This window comes from Vitreimonas flagellata (genome assembly GCF_004634425.1).
In the GTDB taxonomy this organism is placed as follows: domain Bacteria; phylum Pseudomonadota; class Alphaproteobacteria; order Caulobacterales; family Aquidulcibacteraceae; genus Vitreimonas; species Vitreimonas flagellata.
Genome location: NZ_SBJL01000004.1, coordinates 214943 through 237365 on the forward strand (window position 1 = coordinate 214943; position 22423 = coordinate 237365).

Sequence of the window (22423 nt, forward strand, 5' to 3'; positions counted from 1 at the left end):
CGAGGGGATTAGCGTGGCTCGCCGTCACAAGCTAGCCATTGAGCGCGATCGCAGCGCAGCCTGCAATGTTGTGTAGTGCCCCAAGCCTTCGAGGATGTTGAGCGTGGCGCGCGACTGCAAGCGCGTTGCCATTGCACGGGCCATGTCGGTCGGTGTCCAAGTGTCTTCATCGCCTTGCCAGATTTCTGTCTGGCACTTCACTGCGTCGAGAACATGCGCCCAGGGGCGCACATACGTTTCCAATTCTGCGCGATAGGCGGCTTGTTGCGCGCCGAGGCATCGCTTGAGCGCCTCAAGGGCCATCGCGGAGTATGCCGGATTGGCCAACAGATCGCGCTCCGCCGCGTTGCTGGTGGCGAACATGGTTTTGAGCATCAAGTCAGGCGCGAGGGACGCCAAGATCGATTGGATGCTGCTGAGCAACCCCAATGAAAGGGCGCCGCGCCGCGCAGCTTCGAAGACGGGTCGTCCGGCCATCGTAGGAAGGAAATCGCCAAGCTCCAGCGGCGCCGCCGGCGAGATCAGCACAAGCGTGCGCACCAACGTTGGTCGATAGGCTGCGATGTGCGTCGCGGCCATGGCGCCAAGCGAAAATCCGACGACATCGATAGGCTCTGAGGTATTGAGCGCGTCGAAGCCGCTGCACACGCGGTCAGCATAGGCGGCGGGCTGTTGTGTCAGCCGGTCGAGAAGCCGCGCGCCGCGCAGGTGCTCTGCCGGCGCCAAGGCGCGTAATTCTGTCGGCGCGCCAGGCAGGCCGTGACAATAGACAAAATCCATCTCCGAGCGGTGCATCAGGCGAACGTCATCGGCAATGCGGCTGATGCGCCGGAGCGGCGGGTGCGCTAGCCGATCTGGCCGCCGGCTTTCAGATAGGTGCGTAGGCCGTCGTGGAGATGGCCTTCGTTGCGCCAGCGCCATTCTTCGCCGTTGCCGGCGAAGTGCCCGGCTTCGAACTCGCCTGCGACCCAATGCAGGAAAGCGCTGAGCGATGAAGCGATTCGGACGCGTTCTTGTTCGTCCGTGCCGGTGATGATGATCTGGCCGATATTGCCTGTCGGGCCGGGATCGAGATCGATGGCGATGTGATTGCCGCCGGCGTCGTCGGAGATGGGAATCCAGGCGCGATTGGTCTCTTGGATTTTGACGGCGCCAGGCGGGAAAGAACTTGGAAATTCCTCGCCGCCGAGATCATCGGCTTCCAGCTCGCGCGCGAATTGCCAATGGCGGATGACGATTTCTATCGGATTGAACGGCAGGCTCACGAAGAAGCCGGGATAGTGCGGCGTGCGTCCGAATTGAAACGGGATCTGCCCGTCAGCAAGGCGATAGAGGTCGCGCACATCTTGCGGCAGAGTTTGGCCGATCAGTGCTTCGAGTGCAGCGATCTCACGCTCGCCTGCGGGTGGACGTAGTGAGTCACGCAGCAAAGGGAGATTGGAATCGGCCCAGCGCAGAATGCGCGCGAAGCTCTCGGCGATAGGTTCGCTCACCCGCTCACCCGATTACGCACGAGATCATCGACCACGCTTGGGTCCGCCAGCGTGCTGGTGTCGCCGAGATTGCTGAGTTCGTTTTCGGCGATCTTGCGCAGGATACGGCGCATGATTTTGCCGCTGCGGGTTTTGGGCAGACCGGGGGCCCATTGGATGATGTCGGGCGTCGCCGTTGGGCCGATTTCGCGGCGGACGTATTGGACGAGTTCGCGTTTGAGATCGTCGCTCGGCTCGACGCCTTGCTTCAAGGTGACGAAGCAATAGATGCCTTGGCCCTTGATGTCGTGCGGATAGCCGACGACGGCTGCTTCGGCGACTTTCGTGTCCGCGACGAGCGCGCTTTCGATTTCGGCGGTGCCGATGCGATGGCCGCTGACGTTCAGCACGTCATCGACGCGGCCGGTGATCCAGTAATAGCCATCCTCGTCGCGACGGCAGCCGTCGCCGGTGAAATACGTGCCGGGATAAGTGCGGAAATAGGTGTCGAAGAAGCGCTGATGATCGCCATAGACGGTGCGCATCTGGCCCGGCCATGAATCGAGCAACACGAGATTGCCGCTTGTGGCGCCCTCGAGGAAATTGCCTTTGTCGTCGACGAGCGCGGGCTTGATGCCGAAGAAGGGGCGTGTGGCGCTGCCGGGCTTCATCGCTGTGGCGCCGGGTAGGTTGGTGATGAGGGCCGCACCCGTTTCGGTTTGCCACCAGGTATCGACCACGGGGCAGCGTGAGTCACCGACCGTGCGATAATACCAGAGCCAGGCTTCGGGATTGATTGGCTCGCCGACCGTGCCGATGAGGCGCAAGCTTGCGCGCGAGGTGCGCTTCACCGGCTCTTCGCCGTCGCGCATCAGCGCGCGGATGGCGGTGGGCGCGGTGTAGAAGGTGTTGACCTTGTGCTTGTCGATCACGTCCCAGAAGCGCGAATTGGTCGGGTAGTTCGGCACGCCTTCGAAGATGAGCGTGGTCGCACCGTTCGCGAGTGGGCCATAGACGATGTAGGAATGGCCGGTGACCCAACCCACGTCGGCGGTGCACCAATAAATGTCGCCGTCGTGATAATCGAACACGTATTGATGCGTCATCGACGCATAGACGAGATAGCCGCCGGTCGTGTGCAGCACGCCTTTGGGTTTGCCCGTTGAGCCGGACGTATAGAGGATGAAGAGCGGATCTTCCGCGCTCATCGGCTCGGGCGGGCACTCGGCGCTGACGTTGGCGGCGGCGTCTTCATAGACGACGTCGCGGCCTTCCGTCATCGGCACGCCGGCGCCGGTGCGGTTTACGACGATGACCGTGTTCACGTCGGTCGGCGTGTGCGCGTGCGTCAGCGCTTCATCGACGTTGTGCTTCAGTGGAATGACCTTGCCGCCGCGTACGCCTTCATCGGCGGTGATCACGCAGCGCGAATCACAATCCTTGATGCGGCTGGCGAGGCTTTCAGGCGAGAAGCCGCCGAACACGACCGAATGAATGGCGCCGATGCGCGCGCAGGCGAGCATCGCATACGCCGCCTCCGGGATCATCGGCATATAGATGGTGACGCGGTCGCCTTTGGTGACGCCGCGCGCTTTGAGCACGTTGGCGAATTTGCAGACTTCGGCGTGCAGCTCGCGATAGGTGATGTGGCGCGATTGGCTGGGGTCGTCGCCTTCCCAGATGATCGCGGTTTGATCGCCGCGCGTCGCGAGATGGCGGTCGATGCAATTTGCGGAGACGTTGAGGATGCCGTCTTCGTACCAGCGGATGTGGAAGTCGGCTTCGTTGAAGCTCGTGTCTTTCACCTTCGTATACGGCTTGATCCAATCGAGGCGCTGACCGTGCACGCCCCAGAAGGCTTCCGGATCGTTCGAGGCTGACGCGTGCATGGCGCGGTATTTGACGTCATCCACGTAAGCGCGCTCGGCCCATTCCTTGGGGACGGGGATGACGATGGGATCGGACATGGGCGCGCTTCCTCGGGAGGCTTTGAAGTTGGGGGCGATTGTCGCGATGCAGCGCGGCGTTTCAAGCGCCTACACCGATTAGTGCGCCACACTTGCGGCGCGGCGGAAAACGGTGCGGATGGTGAAATTGCTGACGAGGCGGCGCACGCCGGGCAGACGCGAGAGCGTTTCTTGGTGCACGCGCTCGTAGCGGTCGTCGTCGGCGATGACGATGCGGAGGAGGTAATCGCTCTCGCCGGTCATCAGATGGCAGTCTTGCACCTCGCGGCATTTGGCGACGGCGCGTTCGAAGGCGGCCATCGTTTCTTGCTTTTGATTCTCCAGCGTCACCGCGACGAACACGGTGGCGCTGCGGCCTAATGCGTTTTCTGAAAGGATCGCGGCGTAGCCTTCGATCACGCCCAAAGCCTCGAGTGCTTTGACGCGCCGATGGCACGCTGAGGGGGAAAGGCCGACGCGTTCGGCCAGGGTCGCAGCGGTCATCATGCCGTCGCGCTCGAGCTCGAATAGGATCTTCTGGTCGAAGGCGTCGAGCCGGCTGGGAGATTTTTCCGACATTTGGCGTTTGGCGCTCGAAAATTGGCGTGTGGAGCCCTCAAAATAGCGGTATTTGGAAGAAAGTGCACGAGAAATGGGATATTTGAGCGTCAAAATCCCATTCTCGCGGAGAAATTCCCATGCGCGTCGGCTGCCCGAAGGAAATCAAGGTCCATGAATATCGCGTCGGCCTGACGCCGGAGAGCGCGGCCGAATTGGTGCGCGCCGGGCATGAGGTATTTCTGGAGACCAAAGCCGGTGAAGGCATCGGAGCGCCGGATAGCGTGTACGAGAAGGTCGGCGTGAAGATCCTGCCGAACGCGGACGCCGTGTTTGAGCAAGCCGACATGATCGTGAAGGTGAAGGAGCCGCAGGCAGTCGAGATCGCGCGGCTGAAGCCGCACCACCTGCTGTTCACGTATCTCCACCTAGCGCCGGACCCGGAGCAGGCGGCGGGTCTGATGAAATCGGGCGCGACCTGCATCGCGTATGAGACGGTGACGGATCGCGATGGGCGTTTGCCGCTGCTGAAGCCGATGTCGGAAGTCGCGGGCCGCATGTCGATCCAAGTTGGCGCGTACTTCTTGGAGAAGGCGCATGGCGGGCGCGGTGTGTTGATGGGCGGCGTGCCGGGCGTGCAGCCGGCGAGCGTTTTGATCCTGGGCGCCGGCGTCTCCGGCTACAACGCCGCGCAGATCGCGGTGGGCATGCGCGCGCGCGTGCAGGTGTTCGATAAGAACCCGGCGCGTCTGGAAGAACTCGACCGCGAGTTCAACGGCCGTTTGGAGACGGTGTATTCAACGAGCGCCGCGATCGCCGAAGCGATCAAGGAAGCGGACGTCGTCGTCGGCGCCGTGCTGGTGGCGGGCGCTGCCGCGCCCAAGCTGATCACGCGCGAGATGTTGAAGACGATGCGTCCGGGCTCGGTGCTGGTCGATATTTCGATCGACCAAGGCGGCTGCTTCGAGACCTCGAAGCCGACGACACACTCCGAACCGACCTTCGTGGTCGACGGCATCGTGCATTATTGCGTCGCCAACATGCCAGGCGCGGTGTCACGGACGTCGGCGTTTGCACTCAACAATGCGACGCTGCCGTTTGCGCTGGCGCTGGCCAACAAGGGCTACAAGAAGGCGCTGCAGGACGATCCGCATTTGGCGAACGGCCTCAACGTCTATGAAGGCGCGATCACGCACGAAGCGGTGGCGCGCGATCTCGGCAAGCCGTTCAAGCGGCCGGATTGGTTGGGCTAAGCACGACCAGCCTCCTCCTCGATGGAGGAGGCGCCGCGCAGCGGCGGAGGAGGTTCGTGCTCGGTGGTCACGAATGTGCCTCGGGAGGCTCACTGGTCTAGACCATTGGCCACACCTCCTCAGTCACCGCTGCGCGCTGATAGCTCCTCCATCGAGGAGGAGCGAGGCCGGGTTCAAGACCTGGGAGAATCGTCGCGCGCTTCGCGTTGACAAGGATGCGATTCCTCGCGCCCATGCCTTAGGCTTGGGGGGGCGGGATGAAACTACGCGCGCTTTTGTCTTCGATGCTTGGCGCTTTGGCGCTGTCCGCATGCGCGCCAATTGCGGAGCCTGAGGTCATCCTGCCAGAGATGCAGGCGCCAACGGCTGAAGAGGCGGCGCAGGCGCGGTGCTTTGTACAAAACCTGTACGATGGGAGTTGGGCGCCAGCTTATGCTAGACGCGAAGCGCAGTGCTTTCGCGACGATTCCTGTTTTGGTGGTTTGGGGCAGGCCTCCTCGGACGGGCGCCCGCTCTGCCACAAATGGGCGATCGCGCCGGACGCGCCGGCCTTGCGTTGGAGCCCAGCGCTTACGCATCCGCGCGTGATCGGCCCAGACATCCCGCCGCCTGAACCCATCTACGAGGGCGGGTTCGAGGCGACGAACGACTGCCTCGACGAAACCTGCACGCCGCCGCCGATCCAGCTCAATGTCGCGAGGCCTCTCTATGCGGAGCCCGATGCATCCTCGCGAATCATAGGCGCGGTCTCTATCGGTGCGTGCGTCCAGCCAGGTGAATACCGATTGCGCGCCGCGCCGCTGCGCGGGATCGTGCTGGAAACAACCGACCGCTTTGAAGCGGGCGAGGTGATCTACCAGCTGGCCTACCAAGGCGAAGGGTATGTCGGGCTCTGGCGGCGCGGTGAAATGTCGGACTTTAGTCCTGATGACGTCGTCGTGCGTTGGGATCAGCCGCCGGCGACTCGCCATCCGCAGGAAGGTTTCTGGCTTCAGCTCACCCGCGCCAATGGTGTGTCGGGTTGGGCGCGCGATCCCGATAGGAGCGATGAGGCTTGCCCGTCCTGAGCGCACTGTTGCATCAGACCGCAGGCGTCAGCGTTGGAGCATCTTCCTGTTTGCGTTGGCGCAGGAAGAGCAGCGCGAGGAAGCTTAAGCCCGTTGCGGCGCCGAGGTAGAAGCCGACATAGGTGAGTCCGCCCAGCTCCACGAGTTGAGCAGAGATCAACGGCGTCAGACCGCCGCCGAGAATGCCGCCGACATTGAAGGCGATGCTGGCGCCCGTGTAGCGCACGCGCGCGGGGAAGAGGCCGGGCAGCCAAGCGCCGAGCGGGCCATAGACGAAGCCCATGAGCAATTGCGCGAGCGCGAGGAAAAGTCCGATCAACAGCAATGAGCCCGAGCCCATCAAAGGCGCGAGCGCAAAGCTGGCGAGTACGGTAAGCACGCAGCCTGTCATCAGCACTGTGCGCGGGTTGGATTTGTCGGCCCACACGCCGGCCCAGATGATGCCGATGGCCAAGAAGAGAATGGCGATGAGCTGCACGATCAGGAACGTCTCGCGCGAATAGCCGAGCGTGCCGACGCCGTAGCCGAGCGCAAACGCGGTCGCGACATAATAAGTGGCGAAGCAGGCGACAGCGCCGAGCGTGCCGCCGAGCACTTGCGGCCAATGCTTCACCAACACTTCGCCAAGCGGCGCGTGCGGCGGCGGCGCCTTCTCAAGCGCTTCTTTGAATTCCGGCGTTTCCGTGAGTTTCAAGCGCACCCAGAGGCCGATGATCACAAGCGCTGCACTCGCCAAAAATGGAATGCGCCAGCCCCAGGTCGTGAATTGTTCTTGCGTGAGGAAAAGACCGAGCAACAGGAAGAAGCCGTTCGCGGCAAGGAAGCCAACAGGCGCGCCCAATTGCGGAAACATGCCGAAGCGCGCTTTCCAGCCAGGCGGTGCATTCTCAACCGCGAGCAAAGCCGCGCCGCCCCATTCGCCGCCGAGGCCGAAGCCTTGGCCGAAGCGCAGCACGCAAAGTAAGAACGGCGCGATCCAGCCGACTTGCGCGTAGGTCGGCAGAAACGCGATCGCAAAGGTGGCGCCGCCCATCAGCATAAGCGAGGCGACGAGCGTGGATTTGCGCCCGATGCGGTCGCCAAAATGGCCGAAGAACACAGCGCCCACGGGTCGCGCGATAAAGGCGATGGCGAACGTGGCGTAGCTGGACATGAGCTGCGCGGACGGGGAGTCCGACGGAAAAAAGAGTGGCCCAAACACGAGGGCGGCGGCCGTCGCGTAAATGTAGAAATCGTAGAACTCGACCGCGGTGCCGACGAGGCTGGCGGTGAGCACGCGGCGCGTGTGCGGCGTGTTGATGGCGGTCGTGGTGATGGCTGCCCCCTGTTTGGCCATAGCCTTTAGCTTGCCGGTTCCACGAAGCAAGCTCATGCTGCGCGGCGCGGGAGGAACGCCATGACGCAACAGCAGCGCTGGTTGACTGGCTTTTATGCATTGATCGCTGTCGTGGCGCTGGTCGCGACGTGGAGCCAGAACCTTGCGTATTTTGGTCCGGATCAGACCGGCGATGCGGGCCTCGCCTTTTTGAATGCGACGCGCGTCAATCCGGCGAGCCGTTCGATCACGGTGGATCTCTTGCTCCTGCTGCTTGCGGCAGTAGCGTTCATGTTCATCGAAGCGCGACGCTTGGGCGTGCGCTTCGTGTGGCTCTACATTGTGTTGGGATTCATGGTCGCGATCAGCGTGACGTTTCCGCTCTTCATGATCGCGCGCGAATTGCGGATCGCGAAGACGCCAGAGCTCGGCGGGGCATGGACGCTGAAGGCGGTGGACGTCGCGGGGATACTTGTCGTTACCGCTGCGATCGCTGGATTTAGCTGGTTTGTGTTGAGCTAGGCCGCGTTGCGAACAAAGGCGAAACACGGCAGCCTGTTTCGATGTCGCGAATCAGTGCGTCGGCTTTGGATGAATTGAACGAAGCGCAGCGCGCGGCGGTGGAGCATGGCTTGGCGCCGTTGCTCGTGATCGCGGGCGCTGGCTCGGGGAAAACCAAGACGCTGTCGCATCGCGTGGCGCATTTAGTGGCGAACGGCGCCGATCCGTCGCGAATTTTGTTGCTCACGTTCTCGCGTCGCGCGGCCAGCGAAATGATCGCGCGCGTCGGCAAAATGATGGCTGGCGATGTGCGGATTCCGTGGGCGGGCACGTTTCACGCCATCGGCGCGCGGCTGTTGCGCGAATTGGCGCCGGTGATCGGGCTTGATCCCGAATTCACGATCCATGATCGCACCGATAGCGCAGACCTGATGGGCATGGTGCGACAAGAGCTTGGCGTGGCGACGGGCGCGAAGCGCTTTCCGATGAAGGGCACGTGCCTCGCCATCTATTCGCGCGTCGTGAACGCGGACGAAACCGTGAGCGATGCGTTGGCTGCGGCGTTTCCGTGGTGCCGCGAATGGGAAGCGGAGCTGAAGACGCTGTTCGCGGCCTATGTGGAAGCCAAGCAAAAGCAGAACGTGTTGGATTACGACGATCTGCTTTGGCTCTGGGCCGAGGCGATGCAAGAGCCGGCATTGGCGCAAGAGGTGGGCGCGCGCTTCGATCATGTGATGGTCGACGAATATCAGGACACCAACAAATTGCAGGCGCGCATCCTGATGGCGATGAAGCCGGATGGGCGCGGCGTCACCGTCGTCGGCGATGACGCGCAATCGATCTATTCGTTCCGCGCCGCAGACGTGCGCAACATTCTGGATTTTCCGAAGGCGTTCACGCCGCCCGCGCAGCTGGTAACGTTGGAGCAGAATTATCGTTCGACCGGGCCGATCCTCGAAGCGTCGAACGCGGTGATTGACCTGGCGAGCGAGCGCTTCACGAAAAATCTGCGCACCACGCGTAGCGGCGGCGGCGCGCCCTATTTGGTGAGTGTGCGCGACGAGGCGGCGCAGGCGGCTTATGTGGCCCAGCACGTGCTGGAAGCGCGCGAGCGCGGGCTTGATCTGAAGAGCCAGGCCGTACTTTTCCGCGCCGCGGATTTCTCCGCGCCTGTGGAGCTGGAGCTGGCCAAGCGCGATATTCCGTTCGTGAAATTCGGCGGGCTCAAATTTCTCGACGCCGCGCATGTGAAGGATTTTCTTGCGATCCTGCGTTGGGCGCAGAATGGCGGCGATCGCTTGGCGGGCTTCCGCACGTTGCAGCTGGTGCCGGGCGTGGGGCCAGCGAAAGCGGCGCGTATTCTCGACGCGATGGATGAAAGCGGCGCCTATGGCGCGGTGCGCAACACCGCGCCGCCAGCGGGCGCAAGCGAAGCGTGGGGCGCGCTGAAGGATATGCTGGGCGAACTCACGCGCGCGACGGCGTGGCCGGCCGATCTCGATCTGGTCGCGCGCTGGTATGAGCCGCTGATGCAGGAGCATTACGAGGACGCGCGCGTGCGCAAGGCCGACATCGAGCAGCTGCAACGCATCGGCGCCACGTTCGCGGCGCGGCAAAGCTTTCTCACCGATCTCACGCTCGATCCGCCGAACTCAACCAGCGACGAAAGCGGGCCGGCGTTGAAAGACGACGATTATCTCATCCTCTCCACGATCCATTCGGCCAAAGGTCAGGAATGGAAGAACGTGTTTGTGCTGAACGTCGTCGATGGATGTATGCCGTCTGATCTTGGCGCGGGCTCGAACGCGGAATTGGAGGAGGAGCGGCGGCTGCTCTATGTGGCAATGACGCGTGCGAAGGACAATCTGCACCTGATCACGCCGCAGCGTTTCTATCACACGCAGCAAAGCAAGGGCGGCGATAAGCACGTCTATGCCAATCGCTCGCGGTTTATTCCGAGCAAGGTGCTGGATAAGTTTGAGCAGAAGGCGTGGGCGCAGCAAAGCGAAACGCATAGCACAGCGCCGTACCCGCGCGGGCCGTTGCCGAAGATCGATCTCGCCGCGAAAGCGCGCGGGCGGTTTAGCTAGATTTTGGCGGAAGCGGGAAGAACGCGCTGGTGCGTTTCTTGTATGCTTCGTATTCGGGCCTGGTGCGTGCGAGATGCGGTTCGGTGGTGGGTGCGCCGCTGACGCGCGTCAGGAGATACGTGAGCAGGATCGGGCCGGCGATGCTCCAGAGGCCCATGCCGGCATCGAGCGCGATGAGCCATAAGCCCCACCACGTCACCATCTCGGCGAAATAATTCGGGTGGCGTGAGTAACGCCAGAGACCGCGATCCATCACCTTGCCGCTATTCTCGCTCTGCGATTTGAAATGCGCGAGCTGCGCGTCGGCGATGGCTTCGTAGAGGATGCCGAAGATGGCGAGCCAGAGGCCGGTGGTGGCGAGTGCGCCAAAGGTTTGCGTTGCGGGGATTTGGCCGAGCATGGCGGGCAGCGCCATGAAAAATTGCAACAGCAATTGTGGAGCGAACACCCAAAGCAATGCGAACATCGCGAAGTTCAAGCCGTGCTTGGCGCGCGCGCGTTCGGCGAGTTTTTCGTAGCGGCGATCCCTGCCGTGCTTGCCCCAACGCCAGAGCAGGTACACGCCAAGCCGCACCGCCCACGCGGTGCTGAGAAACATCAGCGCCGTCGCATGCGGGCCGGGCGCGTCGAGTTGGGCGTACGTGCTCCAACTCAACACGATCACCCCCAGCGCCCACCATGAATCGATGAAGCTCGGGTCTTTGAGGCGAATGCTGATGAGCCAGAGCGCGGCGAAGAACGCCGCTGAGATGGCGAGGTTTGTGGCGAGGATGTCGAGGATGAGATTCACGCGTCGCCTCCGGGCCGCGCTCTGCGGCGCGCGCGAGTGCGAAGCTAATAGAAATTGGCGTCGCTAGGCAATCGCTGGCCGGCGCATGATGACGTGGGGGACGAGATGATGCGTGCGGGCTGCTGCGTCGATGGCGAAGCCGAATTTCTCGTAGAAGCGAATGGCGCGGTGGTTGAAGGCGATGACGTTGAGCCACATCGGCTGATCGGCGCCGAGCCAAGCGATGCCGCGCTCCATGAGCAAGCGAGAGACCGCCGTGCCGTGGAAATCGGGGTGCACCATGAGCCAATCGAGTTCGCGGTCGTTTTCCGCGTGGCGGGTGGAGATGACAAAGCCGGCGAGGCGGTCGTGGTCGAAAGCGGCGATGAAGGCTTGGTGTGGGTTCGCGGCGGCGGCTGCGCAGGAAGCGGTGCTGATCGTGATGATGCGCTTGTTGGCGGCGATCTGTTCGTCGCTGAGCGACGCGGCGTAAAAGGTGGCGGCGGTGGCGGAGTCTGTAAGACGCGCGATGTCGTCGGGCGCGAGGCGTGCGAGTGCCCCGGCGTCTTCAACGAGTTCGATCACGCCACTGTCTTCAGTGCTTCGCGCACCACGTCGACGATTTGATCGATCTGGTGCTTCTCCACGATGAGCGGCGGGGAGAAGGCGAGGATGTCGCTGGTGCAGCGGATGAGGACGCCTTTGTCGAAGGCGTAGCGGAAGACTTCGAGCGCGCGTTGCGTGGGTGCGCCGGGGCGCGGGGCGAGTTCGACGCCGCCGATGAGGCCCAGATTGCGGATGTCGATCACGTGCGGCGCGTCGCGCAGCGAATGCATCGCCTCTTCCCAATAGGGCGAGAGATCGCGGGCGCGCTCGAAGAGTTGTTCGTCGCGGAAGACGTTGAGCGTGGCGAGGGCGGCGGCGCAAGCGAGCGGGTGGCCGCTCGTGGTGTAGCCGTGAAAGAGCTCGATCGGCGTTTCGGAATTGGCCAGGATGGTGTCGTAGATTTCGCGCGAGCAGGCGACGGCGCCCATCGGCACGGCCGCGTTCGAGATCGCCTTCGCCATCGTGATGATGTCGGGCTTCACGTCGAAATATTGCGACGCGAACGGCGCGCCCAAGCGGCCGAAGCCGGTGATGACCTCGTCGAAGATGAGCAGAATGTCGTGCTTGTCGCAGAGCTCGCGCAGGCGCTTCAGATAGCCCTTGGGCGGCATGATCACGCCGGTGGAGCCGGCGACGGGTTCGACGATGACAGCGGCGATCGTGCTTGCGTCATGCAATTGCACGAGGCGTTCGAGCGCATCGGCGAATTCAACGCCATGCGGAGGCTCGCCGCGCGAGAAGGCGTTGCGCGCGATGTCGAGCGTATGCGGCAGGTGGTCGACGCCGCCGACCATCGGGCCAAAGCCCATACGATTGCGCACGATGCCGCCAACGCTGATGCCGCCGAAATTGACGCCGTGATAGGCGCGCTCGCGACCGATCAGACGATACTTGCCGGGCTTGCCGCGCGCCTTTTGATAGGCGAGCGCGATCTTCAACGCGGTGTCGGCGCTCTCGGAGCCGGAATTGGTGAAGTGGATGCGATCCATGCCGTCGGGCAGGATTTCGCTGAGACGATTTGCGAACTCGAACGCGGTCGGGTGCGCGATGTTGAAGGTCGGCGCGAAGTCGAGTTCGGCGGCGGCGCGTTGGATGGCTTCGGTGATCTGCTTGCGGCCGTGGCCGGCCGCGGAGCACCAGAGGCCGGCCGTGCCGTCGAGCACTTGGCGGCCGTCCGGCGTGTAGTAATACATGCCCTCCGCGCGCGCGACCAAACGCGGGTCCGCCTTGAACGCCTTGTTCGGCGTAAACGGCATCCAGAAAGATTCGAGCGAGTTCGGGCGCGGTGTATCAGGCATGCGCTATTGTGCGACCGCGCCGCGCCCGACCGCAAGGGGTGTGACAGCAGATCAGACTTCGGCTTTGCGCACACATGCTGCAATTTCGTCCAGCAGATGCAGGCGCTGCTTCTCCAGCGTCTCAAGCGTGACGTCGGAGGCGGGCGTCAGGCCGTTTTGGATGTTCTGGATTTGGGTCCAAAGCTGGTGGTTCTTTTCCATCAGCGTTTTGAAGTGCGGATCGGCGATCTTGAGCTTGTGGATGGTTTCGCCGTGGCCGGCGAATTCTTCAGCCAGGGCTTGGTCCAGATGTTCGACTTGCATGCATCCTCCATTCGGAGGGGCACGCTAGCGGATCGGGCGATGCGCCGTTTTGAGGCGAAGCAAACTCAGCGGCCGTCGAGGTCGAGCGTGCGCCATTGGTAGCCGGCGAACATCTCGCTCTGGTCGTTGTAATGCGGGCTCTCGGGGTGTTCGCTGGCGCCCCATTGATGGATGACGCGCGTGGAGAGTGCGCCATCGGGCGCCCAATCCATCACCATCATGAAGCCGTCGCCGAAATCGGCGTTGAGGCGGCCGTCGGGCTCTTCGGCCCAGCGCAGCGCGCGCAATGTGTCGGGCGCGCCCTCGAGCGGGAGATCGACGTCGCCGCGGCGCAAGCGCAGCACCTCGCCGAGCGGGGGATCGATGCGGCCGAAATGGGTGCGCAGATGCGTGGCGGCGACGCGCACGCTTTCGAGCGCGTCCGGCAGCGGGCGGCCCTCGCGGCGCGCGTTGTAAATCGGGATGAAGCTTAGGCCGACGAGCGCGGCGGCGGGGCTATCATTGGCGGCGCGGCGATCCCAGCTGCGCAGCAGGGCTTGAATCTCGGCCAGTTCGGAATCGTTGGCTGCGTTTGCCGCAAGGATGGTGTTGACCATCTCGACGGTCCGCGAGCGCTCGCTGGAGACAAGATCGAATTTCGCGGCGAGCAATTGTGTGTCGCTGATCGTGCGCAGCGGCGAGAGGATTTCGACGGCGCGATAGCCGCGATTGGTGATGTAGGTTTCGATGAAGGGCGCAGCGTCCGGGAAGTCTGAGGGCTGAATGTTGGCGGCCTCATCAGTCGAATACCACGGCGCGCCGTTGGTGCTGGCGATCCAGCCGGAGCTTGGATCAATCAATTCGGGCACATTGATCAGATCGTCGTGGGCCCAGACGTTGGCGCTGACGTCGCCGGGGAGGCAGCCGGACCAATCCTGATCGGGCGCGCGGTTGGGCATCGCGGCGTTGTAGAGATAGCCAATGCGGCCGGTGGCGTCGGCGTACATGAAATTGAACGAAGGGATGGCGCGCATCGCCATCGCTTCGCGCCATTGCTGATAATTCTCGGCGCGGCCCATACGATAGAATTGCTCCATCGCGCGGATTTCGCCGGCGGCGGCGTAGCGCACCGCGACCCAACCATCGGCGGTTTCGAAGGCGGGGCCGTGTACGGAATAACGCAAAGTGCGCGGCACGGGGATGGTGAACCAGCCCATCTTCACCCAGAGCCAGATCGTGCGCGTCTCAAAGCGACGCCATGCGCCGTCGAAGAAATATTGATCGCGATGCGCGTCGTCGGTGGTGAGTTGGTAGATGTCGGCGAGGTCCGGCAGATTGACCGTGGCGGCAAAGCCCAGATGGCCGTTCGTGCCGAGCACGGGGAAGGGCGCGCCGGGAAAGAGGCCGCCATGCATGCGCCAGCCAGTGTCGCTGGAAACACCCGCTTCATACCAGGCGACGGGGCCGGCCCAAGGTTGGTGCGAATTGACGATGAGTCTGGTGTGGCCGTCGTCTGAACGCGAGGGCGCGACGGCGAAGGCGTTGGAGCCCCAATCGATCGAGGGCGCTTGCGCTTGTTCAGCGGCGCACGGATGCGCGCTCTCGTCAGCAACGAGGCCGAGCGTGCGTTCGAAGCCCCAGAACAACGGCACGGTGAGCGCTGAGCCCGCGGCGACGTCGCGGCCGGTGACGTTGCGCGCGCCGGGCAGCACTTCGTCAGGATGCTCGGCGGCGTAGGCGTTGAGGCCGGCGGCGTAGGCTTCGATGATATCGCGGAACTCGGGTGAGAGATCGCGCTCGTAGCCGGCTTGGACCGCGCCTTCGACGTCGATCAGATGCCAAAGGAAGTCGCCGCGCGCGCCCTCTTCGCCGAGATGGGCGCCAAGGCGACCGCGTGCGGCGAGGATGACGAGCTGGATGGTGGCGAAATTGTCCTCGGCGTGGGCGTAAGCGAGGCCGTAAGCGGCTTCGGCGTCAGTGGCGCCATGCACGCTGGGTACGCCGTAGGCGTCGCGCGTGATGGTGGGGTTATAGGTGACGTTGGGGGCGGCGGGCGCGGGTGCGCAGGCCGCGAACGCGAGTGTGACGAGCAGCGCCGCGATGCGTTTCATGTTTTCCCCCAAGCGCGCACTGTGGCTGGACCCGATCAGGGCCGCAAGCGCGGCGGCGTGACTACTTCGATAGTCCAGATAGGCTTGTGATCACAGACTGGATCGGCGCTTTTAGGGATGGTAGAGGCGTTTATGGGCTTGGCCGGGATCATTGCACGCGAGGAGGCGCGCTTTCGCGACACGCACGCGAAGAGCGTGGCCGAGGCCGGCGCTTTGGAGGCGCATTGGCTGTTTGGCGCGCCATTCCATTGGATGAAGGATTGGGCCGCACCCGCCGCGATCGTCGCGGCGCGCGGCGAGGGAGCCACGCTCACCGATATCGACGGCAACACGTATGACGATTTTTGCCTCGGCGACACGCCGGGCATGTTTGGCCATGCGCGGCCGGAGATTGCGCGCGCAGTGGCGGCACAAGCGGCGCGCGGCGCGACCTTTATGTTGCCAACGGAAGAGGCGGCTGAAGTTGGCGCACTGTTGGCTGAGCGTTTTGGGCTGCCGTTTTGGCAGACGACGCTTTCAGCGTCCGATGCGAACCGCGCTTTGATCCGTTGGGCGCGGGCGGTGACGAAGAAGCCGGTGATCGTCGTGTTCGATGGCTGTTATCACGGCATGGTCGAGGATTGCTTCGTCGAGCTGCGACATGGGCGGACGCGCTCTGATGCGGGGCTCGTAGGTCAAGCGCTCGACATCACGCGCACGACGCGCGCGGTGCCGTTCAATGACATAGGCGCGCTGGAAGCGGCGTTGGCGCAGGGCGATGTGGCAGCGGTGTTGGCCGAGCCGGCGATGACCAATTGCGGCATGATCCTGCCGGAAGAGAATTTCTGGAAGCGCGCGCAGGCGTTGGCGAAGAAGGCCGGCGCGCTGCTGATTATAGACGAAACCCATACGTTATCGGTTGGTTGGGCGGGGGCTGCCAAAGAGCGCGGCTTGACACCGGATGCGTTAGTCGTCGGCAAGGCGATAGCGGGAGGTTTTCCCGCGGCTGTCTGGGGTGTCACATCGGAGTTGGCTGAGAAGATAGCCGCCGTTCCACGCAGCTCAGGTCGCTCCGGAATTGGCACGACGCTATCTGGCAACGCGATGGGAATCGCGGCCATCGGCGCAACTTTGCGCGAATTGGCGACGCCGGAAGCATACGAGACGATGACGCGGAACGGCTTTGAACTGGGTGAGGCGCTTTGGGCCGTTATCAAGAAGCACGATCTGCCTTGGTGCGTGATTCATCAAGGCGCGCGAATTGAAATCGTGTTTGCTTCAGTTCCGCCAAAAAACGCAGCCGAGATGCGGCCAGCGTTAGCGCAGCATGAGCTGAACCATGCGCTCCATTTGTATCTGATCAATCGCGGCGTGTTGATCGCGCCGTTTCACATGATGATGCTGGTCTGCCCTGCGACGACCAGCGCACAGATTGACCGCCTCGTCGCGGCGGTCGATAGCTTCGCGTCTGCATATTCCCAAGAAAGCGCTACATGAGCATTGCCGATCCGAAGGAAGTCAAAGCCTTCCTCGACGCCCATCCCGAGATCCAATTCTTCGAAGTGTTCTTCACGAACATGGCGGGCGTGCCGCGCGGCAAGCGCCTGCGCCGTCACGAGATCGAGGCTGTGTATGCGCAGGGGCGCTTCCTGCCGGGCTCGATCCTGGTGAACGATATTACCGGCCAGGACGTCGAAGCGACCGGCTTGGTGTGGGAGGATGGCGACGCCGATCGTGTGGCGCGGCCGATTGCGGGGCGCTTGACGCCCGCGCCGTGGTTGGGCCCGGACGTCGGGCAAGTGCCGGTGTCGATGTACGAGCTTGACGGCAAGCCGCACGATCTCGACCCGCGCCATGTGCTGCAACGCGTGATCGATCGCTTCGCTGCCGATGGGCTCGTGCCGGTGGTGGCGTGCGAGCTGGAATATTATCTGGTCGATGCGCGGCGCACCGCGAATGGCAAAATTCAATTGCCGCCCTCGCCGCTGACGGGCGATCGGCCGACGCAGCATCAAGTCTATGGCCTGCGCGAAGTGGAGGAGGCGGCGCCTTTCCTGCGCGAGCTTTGGGCCGCGGCCGACGCGATGGGCGTGCCGCTTGAAGGCGCGATCAGCGAATATGCGCCGGGCCAATTGGAATTGACGTTGAAGCACCACGCCGATGCGCAGCGCGCGGGCGATGATGCGGTGCTCTATAAGCGTGCGGCCAAGGGTGTTGCACTGCGCCACGGCTGCGAAGCGACGTTCATGGCGAAACCGTTCGCCGATCTCGCGGGCTCGGGCATGCATTTGCACGTCAGCGTCAATGATAAGGCCGGCAAGAACGTGTTCGCGTCCGACAAACCGGAAGGCGAGCCAGTGTTGGCGCACGCCGTTGGCGGCATGAAAGCGTTGCTCGCGGATTCGATGGCGATCTATGCGCCGAATGCGAATTCGTATCGCCGCTTCAAGGCGAACTCATACGCGCCGGTCGCGCCGACATGGGGCGTCAACAATCGCACCGTATCGTTCCGCGTACCGGCCGGTGCGCCGAACACGCGTCACATCGAGCACCGCGTCGCCGGCGCCGATGCGCATCCGACGCTCGCACTCGCAGCATTGCTTGCTGCGGTGCATCACGGGATCACCAACAAGATTGATCCAGGCCCCGCGATCGTCGGCGACGGCTACGCGCAATCGGAAGGCGGCGAGCGGATACCGACAAATTGGTTCGCGGCGGTCGATCGCTTCGCGGATTCGGCGGTGCTCAAGGGTTATCTGGGTGACCGTTTTGTGCGCATGTACGCCATCGTAAAGCGCACGGAGCAAGAACGCTTCCAAAGCGTGATCACAGATGTTGATTATGACTGGTATTTGCGTGCTTGTTAGCGGCTAGCTGTGGTCGCAATCACGGGGGGGCCGCTCGTTAGGGTGGCGCAGGATCAGGAAAGGGCAGTTCCATGTCGAAGGGTAAGTACATCCGAGGCGCCTCGCGCCGCTCGCTACTTCAGCAATTCGGCGCCGCCGCGATCGGCATCTCGTTTGCGGGCGGGCTTTCGGCGTGCGGCCGCCAAGGCGGCGGCTCCGAGCGCGTCGTGAACTTCTACAATTGGGATACGTATATCGGCCCAACGACGTTGGAAGATTTCCAGGCCGCTGCTGGTGCGCGCGTCGAGATGAGCTTGTTCGCAACGAACGACGAATTGTTCGCACGTTTGCGTGCGGGCAATCCGGGCTTTGACGTGATCGTGCCGTCGAACGAATTCGTGACGCGCATGAGCCAAGCGCAGATGCTGATGGAATTGGATCATTCGAAGATCCCGAACATGGCGAATTTGCTGCCGGAATTCCAAGACGCCGCGTTCGATCCGGGCCGTCGCTATTCGATGCCTTATACCTGGCTCGTGCTCGGCATCGCCTATCGCAAGGACCGCATGCCGGCCGGTTTCGTGCCGAATTCCTGGCGCTATCTGTTCGACAGCCCGCAATTCTCGCAGCGCCTCGCGCTGCTCTCGGAATCGGCGGACCTCATCCGTCTGTGCGCGAAATACAAGGGCCATTCGGTCAATGGCATTCCGGACGCGATGCTGGCTGAGATCGAGCAAATGCTGATCCGCCAGAAGCCGCATATCAAAGCGTTCCACGAAGACGATGGTCAGGATTTGCTGGCCGCGGGCGAAGTGGACATCGTGCTCGAATACAATGGCGACATCGCGCAGCTGATGGCTGGCCCCGGCGGCGAGGCGTTTGACTTCGTGGTGCCCACGGAAGGCACGTTGATCAATTCGGATTGCTTGTGCATCCCGACGGGCGCGCCGCACGTTGATGACGCGCATGCTTTCATCAATTATCTGCTCGACGCCGAAGCCGGCAAAAAGATTACCGAAGAAATTCAGTACCCGACGCCGAACGCGGCGGTCGCAGCTTTGATGGGGCCTGAATATCAAAGCAATCGCGTGATCTTCCCGCCGGCCGAAGTGATGGCCGTCAGCGAATACGGCGCGTTCGAAGGTGACGATAAGTCACGTCAGTACGAAGAAATCTTCACGCGCATCAACGCGGCGTGATGCGTTTCGACCCTCTCCCCTTGTGGGAGAGGGTGACGCGAAGCGCCGGGTGAGGGGTGCAGGCGCGGCGCCTGCCGGATGAGCCGGTGCCCCTCATCCGTCATCGCTTCGCGATGACACCTTCTCCCACAAGGGGAGAAGGCCAAGCGAGGGAGCGTATGGAGCAGTCTTGGAAAAACGCGAAAGCGGCGTTCGCGGCGATTGCCATCCCGCCGATCGCTTGGCTGTTCTTGTTTTTCCTCGTGCCGCTCGCGGTGATCTGGGCGTACTCGTTTGGCGAGAACACTGGTCCCGTCACCATCGATCTGACAGGCACGTTCGCGAATTACGCGCGCGCGCTTGAACCTCTCTATCTGCAGATTTTCTGGAAGAGCATCATCATCGCGGGTGCTACGACGCTGCTGTGTTTGGTGATTGGCTTCCCGGTGGCGTTGGCGATCGCGTTCGCATCGCCGAAGTTGAAAGCATGGCTGCTGCTGCTGATCATGCTGCCGTTCTGGACCAATCTTTTGATCCGGACGTTCGCGCTGATCGCCGTGCTGCGCGAGCAGGGCTACGTGAATTTCACGCTCGAATGGTTCTGGAACAATACCTCATCGCTGATGACGATGGTGGGCATGCAGCCGCTCGGTGAATTCGAGCCGCTGACGTTGCTCTATAATAATTTCGCGGTCATCGTCGGCCTCGTCTATGTGCACCTGCCGTTCATGGTGCTGCCGCTCTATTCCGCGCTCGACCGCATGGATCGTTCGCTGATGGAAGCGAGCCTCGATCTGGGCGCTGGGCATTTCCGCACAATCTGGTCTGTCGTCGTGCCGTTGGCGGGGCCGGGGATCGCGTCGGGCGTGCTGATCACTTTCATTCCAGCGCTTGGCTCGTATCTGACGCCGGACCTGTTGGGCGGCACCGATAGTCAGATGATCGCCAACGTGATCGAGCGGCAATTCAAGCGGGCCAATGATTGGCCGTTTGGCGCCGCACTTTCCTTCCTGCTCATGTATCTCACGGTGATCGCGATCTTCGTGCAGGCGATGATGCAGCGTCGTTCGGATCGGAGAGCGTAATGGCCGACGAAGCGCTCACCTCGATGCCGACGCCCAAGCTTGCGCGTCCAAAAAGGGAAAAGCCGGGGCCGCTCGAATATATGCGGCAATGGCCGCTGCGCGTGATCGTCGGCGCGACGTTGCTGTTTCTCTATTTGCCGCTGATCACGCTGATGGTGTTCAGCTTCAACGACAGCCGCCGCAATATCGTGTGGAACGGCTTCACGCTCAAATATTACGAGAAAGTGTTTCAGAACGACTCGCTGATCCAGGCGTTCGTGAATTCGCTGACGATTGCCTTCTTCACCACGATCTTCTCTGTGATCCTTGGCGCGTTGGCGGCCGTGATGCTGTGGCGCTTCCGCTTTCCGGGGAAGACGGCCGTCGAAGGCGGCATGGCGCTGCCAATCGTGGTGCCGGAAATCTGCATGGGCGTGGCGATGCTGGTGTTCTTCGCCCGCGTTTTCCCGTGGCCGATGGGTTTGCCGTGGCCGTTGAATTTGGGCGCCATTACGATTGCGCACATCTCGTTTGCGTTCCCGTTCGTGGCGACGGTGGTGCGGGCGCGGCTGGCGTCCTTCAATCGCGAGCTGGAGGAGGCGGCCAAGGATTTGGGCGCGAGCGAATGGCGCACGTTCTGGGACGTGTTGGTGCCGCATATGCAGCCCGGCCTGATTGCAGGCGCATTGCTGGCCTTCACCTTGTCGCTGGACGATTTCGTCATCACCTTCTTCACCGCTGGGCCGGACACGATCACGTTCCCGGTGAAGGTCTATTCGATGCTGCGCTTCTCGGTGACGCCCGAGGTCAACGCCGCCTCGACGATCCTGATTGTTCTCACTGTGGTTCTCACGGCGATTGGTCTGCAAATGCAGAACAAGGCGCCCGCGGATCAGAAGGCTTGATGCAATGACCGATATTGCGCACTCTAACGCCCCCGCGCCGAAGGCCGCGCCGCACATCAAAGAGAACGCCATCATCAAGTTCGAAGGCATCACCAAGCGCTTCGGCAAGATGGTCGCGGTTGACAATGTGAATCTAGAAATTCGCGAGGGCGAGTTTTTCGCACTGCTCGGTCCGTCCGGCTGCGGCAAGACCACATTGCTGCGCATGCTGGCCGGGTTCGAGACGCCGACCGAAGGCCGCGTGCTCATCGACGGCAAGGATGTGGCAGCGCTGCCGCCGAACAAGCGGCCGGTGAACATGGTGTTTCAATCCTATGCCGTGTTTCCGCACATGAAGGTGGCCGACAACGTCGCCTACGGCCTGAAGATGGATGGCGTGCCGGGCGGCGAGATCAAAACGCGCGTCGAAGAGGCGCTGGAGCTGGTGAAGCTCGGCGGCTTGGGCGCGCGGATGCCGGATCAGCTTTCGGGTGGTCAGCGGCAGCGCGTGGCTCTGGCGCGTGCGCTGGTGAAGCGGCCCCGCGTGCTGCTGCTGGACGAACCGCTCTCAGCGCTCGACGCCAAATTGCGCGATCAGATGCGCTCGGAGCTGACGAGCCTGCAAGAGAAGGTGGGCATCACCTTCATTATGGTGACGCACGATCAGGACGAAGCGCTCGCTATCGCCACACGCTGCGCCGTGATGAATCGCGGCGTGCTGACGCAGGTGGCCACGCCCGCCGATCTCTATGAATTCCCGAACTCGCGTTTCGTCGCGGACTTCGTCGGCAGCGTGAATATGTTCGAAGGCACATTGGCGGAAGACGAGCCAGGTCATGCTCTGGTGCAGGTGCCGGAGCTGACGGCGCCGGTTTATCTCGATCATGGCGTGACGGGCGCGCGCGGCTCGACTGTGTGGGTGGCGCTGCGGCCCGAGAAAATCGAGATGCACAAGCGCGAAGCGGGCGTCTCCGGCATGAAGATGGAAGACGCGCCGGCCGGCACCAACGTGGTTGGCGGCATCATCCGCGACATCGTCTACCTCGGTAGCGAGACCATATATGAAGTGGAGCTCGAAAGCGGGCGGCGCGTGAAGACGTTCCGCTCGAATTTGACGCGCTACGACCAGGAAGATTTCACCTGGGATGAGCCGGTATGGTTGGCGTGGCACGCGTGCTCGCCGGCGGTGCTGCTGTCCTAAAGC

At 62.7% G+C, this 22423-nt stretch carries 20 protein-coding genes; 10 read left to right on the forward strand and 10 right to left on the reverse strand.

The window, feature by feature from the left end; all coding sequences use genetic code 11:
- Positions 1–24 precede the first annotated feature (24 nt).
- From EPJ54_RS16870 to EPJ54_RS16885, 4 genes are all read right to left on the reverse strand, one after another.
- Positions 25–795, reverse strand: coding sequence for an alpha/beta fold hydrolase (locus tag EPJ54_RS16870; RefSeq protein ID WP_167755801.1), 771 nt, complete (start codon positions 793–795; stop codon positions 25–27).
- Between the two features lie 50 nt (positions 796–845).
- Positions 846–1493 (reverse strand): SMI1/KNR4 family protein, encoded by a 648-nt coding sequence (locus EPJ54_RS16875; protein WP_135212925.1) that lies wholly within the window; start codon positions 1491–1493, stop codon positions 846–848.
- Positions 1490–3439, reverse strand: a complete 1950-nt coding sequence (gene acs, locus EPJ54_RS16880; protein WP_167755802.1) for an acetate--CoA ligase — start codon at positions 3437–3439, stop codon at positions 1490–1492. The genes EPJ54_RS16875 and acs overlap by 4 nt, the downstream gene beginning before the upstream one ends.
- 78 nt (positions 3440–3517) lie before the next feature.
- Entirely contained in the window at positions 3518–3997 is a 480-nt protein-coding gene (locus tag EPJ54_RS16885; RefSeq protein ID WP_135212926.1) for an Lrp/AsnC family transcriptional regulator, read from the reverse strand.
- A 119-nt stretch (positions 3998–4116) separates the two neighbouring features.
- Here EPJ54_RS16885 and ald point away from each other — a divergent pair, with 119 nt between their 5' ends.
- The gene (gene ald / locus EPJ54_RS16890; RefSeq protein WP_135212927.1) at positions 4117–5229 is read left to right on the forward strand and encodes an alanine dehydrogenase; all 1113 of its coding nucleotides are present in this window, start codon (positions 4117–4119) and stop codon (positions 5227–5229) included.
- A 257-nt stretch (positions 5230–5486) separates the two neighbouring features.
- A complete protein-coding gene (locus EPJ54_RS16895) occupies positions 5487–6296 on the forward strand; it encodes a hypothetical protein (protein ID WP_135212928.1) in 810 nt (269 codons plus the stop codon).
- Positions 6297–6309: 13 nt separating this feature from the next.
- Here the strand turns inward: EPJ54_RS16895 and EPJ54_RS16900 are convergent, their stop codons facing one another.
- Complete coding sequence (locus EPJ54_RS16900; protein WP_135212929.1) at positions 6310–7632, reverse strand: MFS transporter; 1323 nt, start codon at positions 7630–7632, stop codon at positions 6310–6312.
- Between the two features lie 60 nt (positions 7633–7692).
- Between EPJ54_RS16900 and EPJ54_RS16905 the strand changes: the two genes are divergently transcribed.
- Positions 7693–8133 (forward strand): DUF2834 domain-containing protein, encoded by a 441-nt coding sequence (locus EPJ54_RS16905; RefSeq protein ID WP_135212930.1) that lies wholly within the window; start codon positions 7693–7695, stop codon positions 8131–8133.
- Positions 8134–8174: 41 nt separating this feature from the next.
- Positions 8175–10202 (forward strand): ATP-dependent helicase, encoded by a 2028-nt coding sequence (locus EPJ54_RS16910; RefSeq protein ID WP_135212931.1) that lies wholly within the window; start codon positions 8175–8177, stop codon positions 10200–10202.
- Here the strand turns inward: EPJ54_RS16910 and EPJ54_RS16915 are convergent.
- The 5 genes from EPJ54_RS16915 to EPJ54_RS16935 form a co-directional block, all read right to left on the reverse strand.
- On the reverse strand, positions 10195–10992 hold the full coding sequence (locus tag EPJ54_RS16915) for a DUF1295 domain-containing protein (protein WP_239590993.1): 798 nt from the start codon (positions 10990–10992) through the stop codon (positions 10195–10197). The genes EPJ54_RS16910 and EPJ54_RS16915 overlap by 8 nt on opposite strands.
- Before the next feature lie 63 nt (positions 10993–11055).
- Complete coding sequence (locus EPJ54_RS16920) at positions 11056–11556, reverse strand: GNAT family N-acetyltransferase (protein WP_167755803.1); 501 nt, start codon at positions 11554–11556, stop codon at positions 11056–11058.
- Complete coding sequence (gene aptA, locus EPJ54_RS16925) at positions 11553–12875, reverse strand: omega-aminotransferase AptA (protein WP_135212933.1); 1323 nt, start codon at positions 12873–12875, stop codon at positions 11553–11555. Before aptA ends, EPJ54_RS16920 begins: the two co-directional genes overlap by 4 nt.
- Before the next feature lie 51 nt (positions 12876–12926).
- A complete protein-coding gene (locus tag EPJ54_RS16930) occupies positions 12927–13178 on the reverse strand; it encodes an HP1242/YdcH family protein (protein WP_135212934.1) in 252 nt (83 codons plus the stop codon).
- Between the two features lie 65 nt (positions 13179–13243).
- Entirely contained in the window at positions 13244–15268 is a 2025-nt protein-coding gene (locus EPJ54_RS16935) for a penicillin acylase family protein (protein ID WP_135212935.1), read from the reverse strand.
- Between the two features lie 132 nt (positions 15269–15400).
- On the opposite strand from EPJ54_RS16935, the gene EPJ54_RS16940 reads away from it, so the two are divergent.
- The 6 genes from EPJ54_RS16940 to EPJ54_RS16965 all read left to right on the forward strand — a co-directional run bounded on the left by EPJ54_RS16940 (position 15401) and on the right by EPJ54_RS16965 (position 22420).
- A complete protein-coding gene (locus EPJ54_RS16940; protein ID WP_239590994.1) occupies positions 15401–16744 on the forward strand; it encodes a transaminase in 1344 nt (447 codons plus the stop codon).
- Positions 16741–18114 carry a glutamine synthetase family protein gene (locus EPJ54_RS16945; RefSeq protein WP_135212937.1) on the forward strand — a complete coding sequence of 458 codons (1374 nt, stop codon included), beginning with the start codon at positions 16741–16743 and terminating at the stop codon, positions 18112–18114. The genes EPJ54_RS16940 and EPJ54_RS16945 overlap by 4 nt, the downstream gene beginning before the upstream one ends.
- 71 nt (positions 18115–18185) lie before the next feature.
- Positions 18186–19292 carry an ABC transporter substrate-binding protein gene (locus EPJ54_RS16950; RefSeq protein WP_135212938.1) on the forward strand — a complete coding sequence of 369 codons (1107 nt, stop codon included), beginning with the start codon at positions 18186–18188 and terminating at the stop codon, positions 19290–19292.
- A gap of 158 nt (positions 19293–19450) precedes the next feature.
- Entirely contained in the window at positions 19451–20356 is a 906-nt protein-coding gene (locus EPJ54_RS16955; RefSeq protein WP_135212939.1) for an ABC transporter permease, read from the forward strand.
- Positions 20356–21240 carry an ABC transporter permease gene (locus tag EPJ54_RS16960; RefSeq protein WP_239590995.1) on the forward strand — a complete coding sequence of 295 codons (885 nt, stop codon included), beginning with the start codon at positions 20356–20358 and terminating at the stop codon, positions 21238–21240. Before EPJ54_RS16955 ends, EPJ54_RS16960 begins: the two co-directional genes overlap by 1 nt.
- 109 nt (positions 21241–21349) lie before the next feature.
- The gene (locus EPJ54_RS16965) at positions 21350–22420 is read left to right on the forward strand and encodes an ABC transporter ATP-binding protein (RefSeq protein WP_420823048.1); all 1071 of its coding nucleotides are present in this window, start codon (positions 21350–21352) and stop codon (positions 22418–22420) included.
- Positions 22421–22423 lie beyond the last annotated feature (3 nt).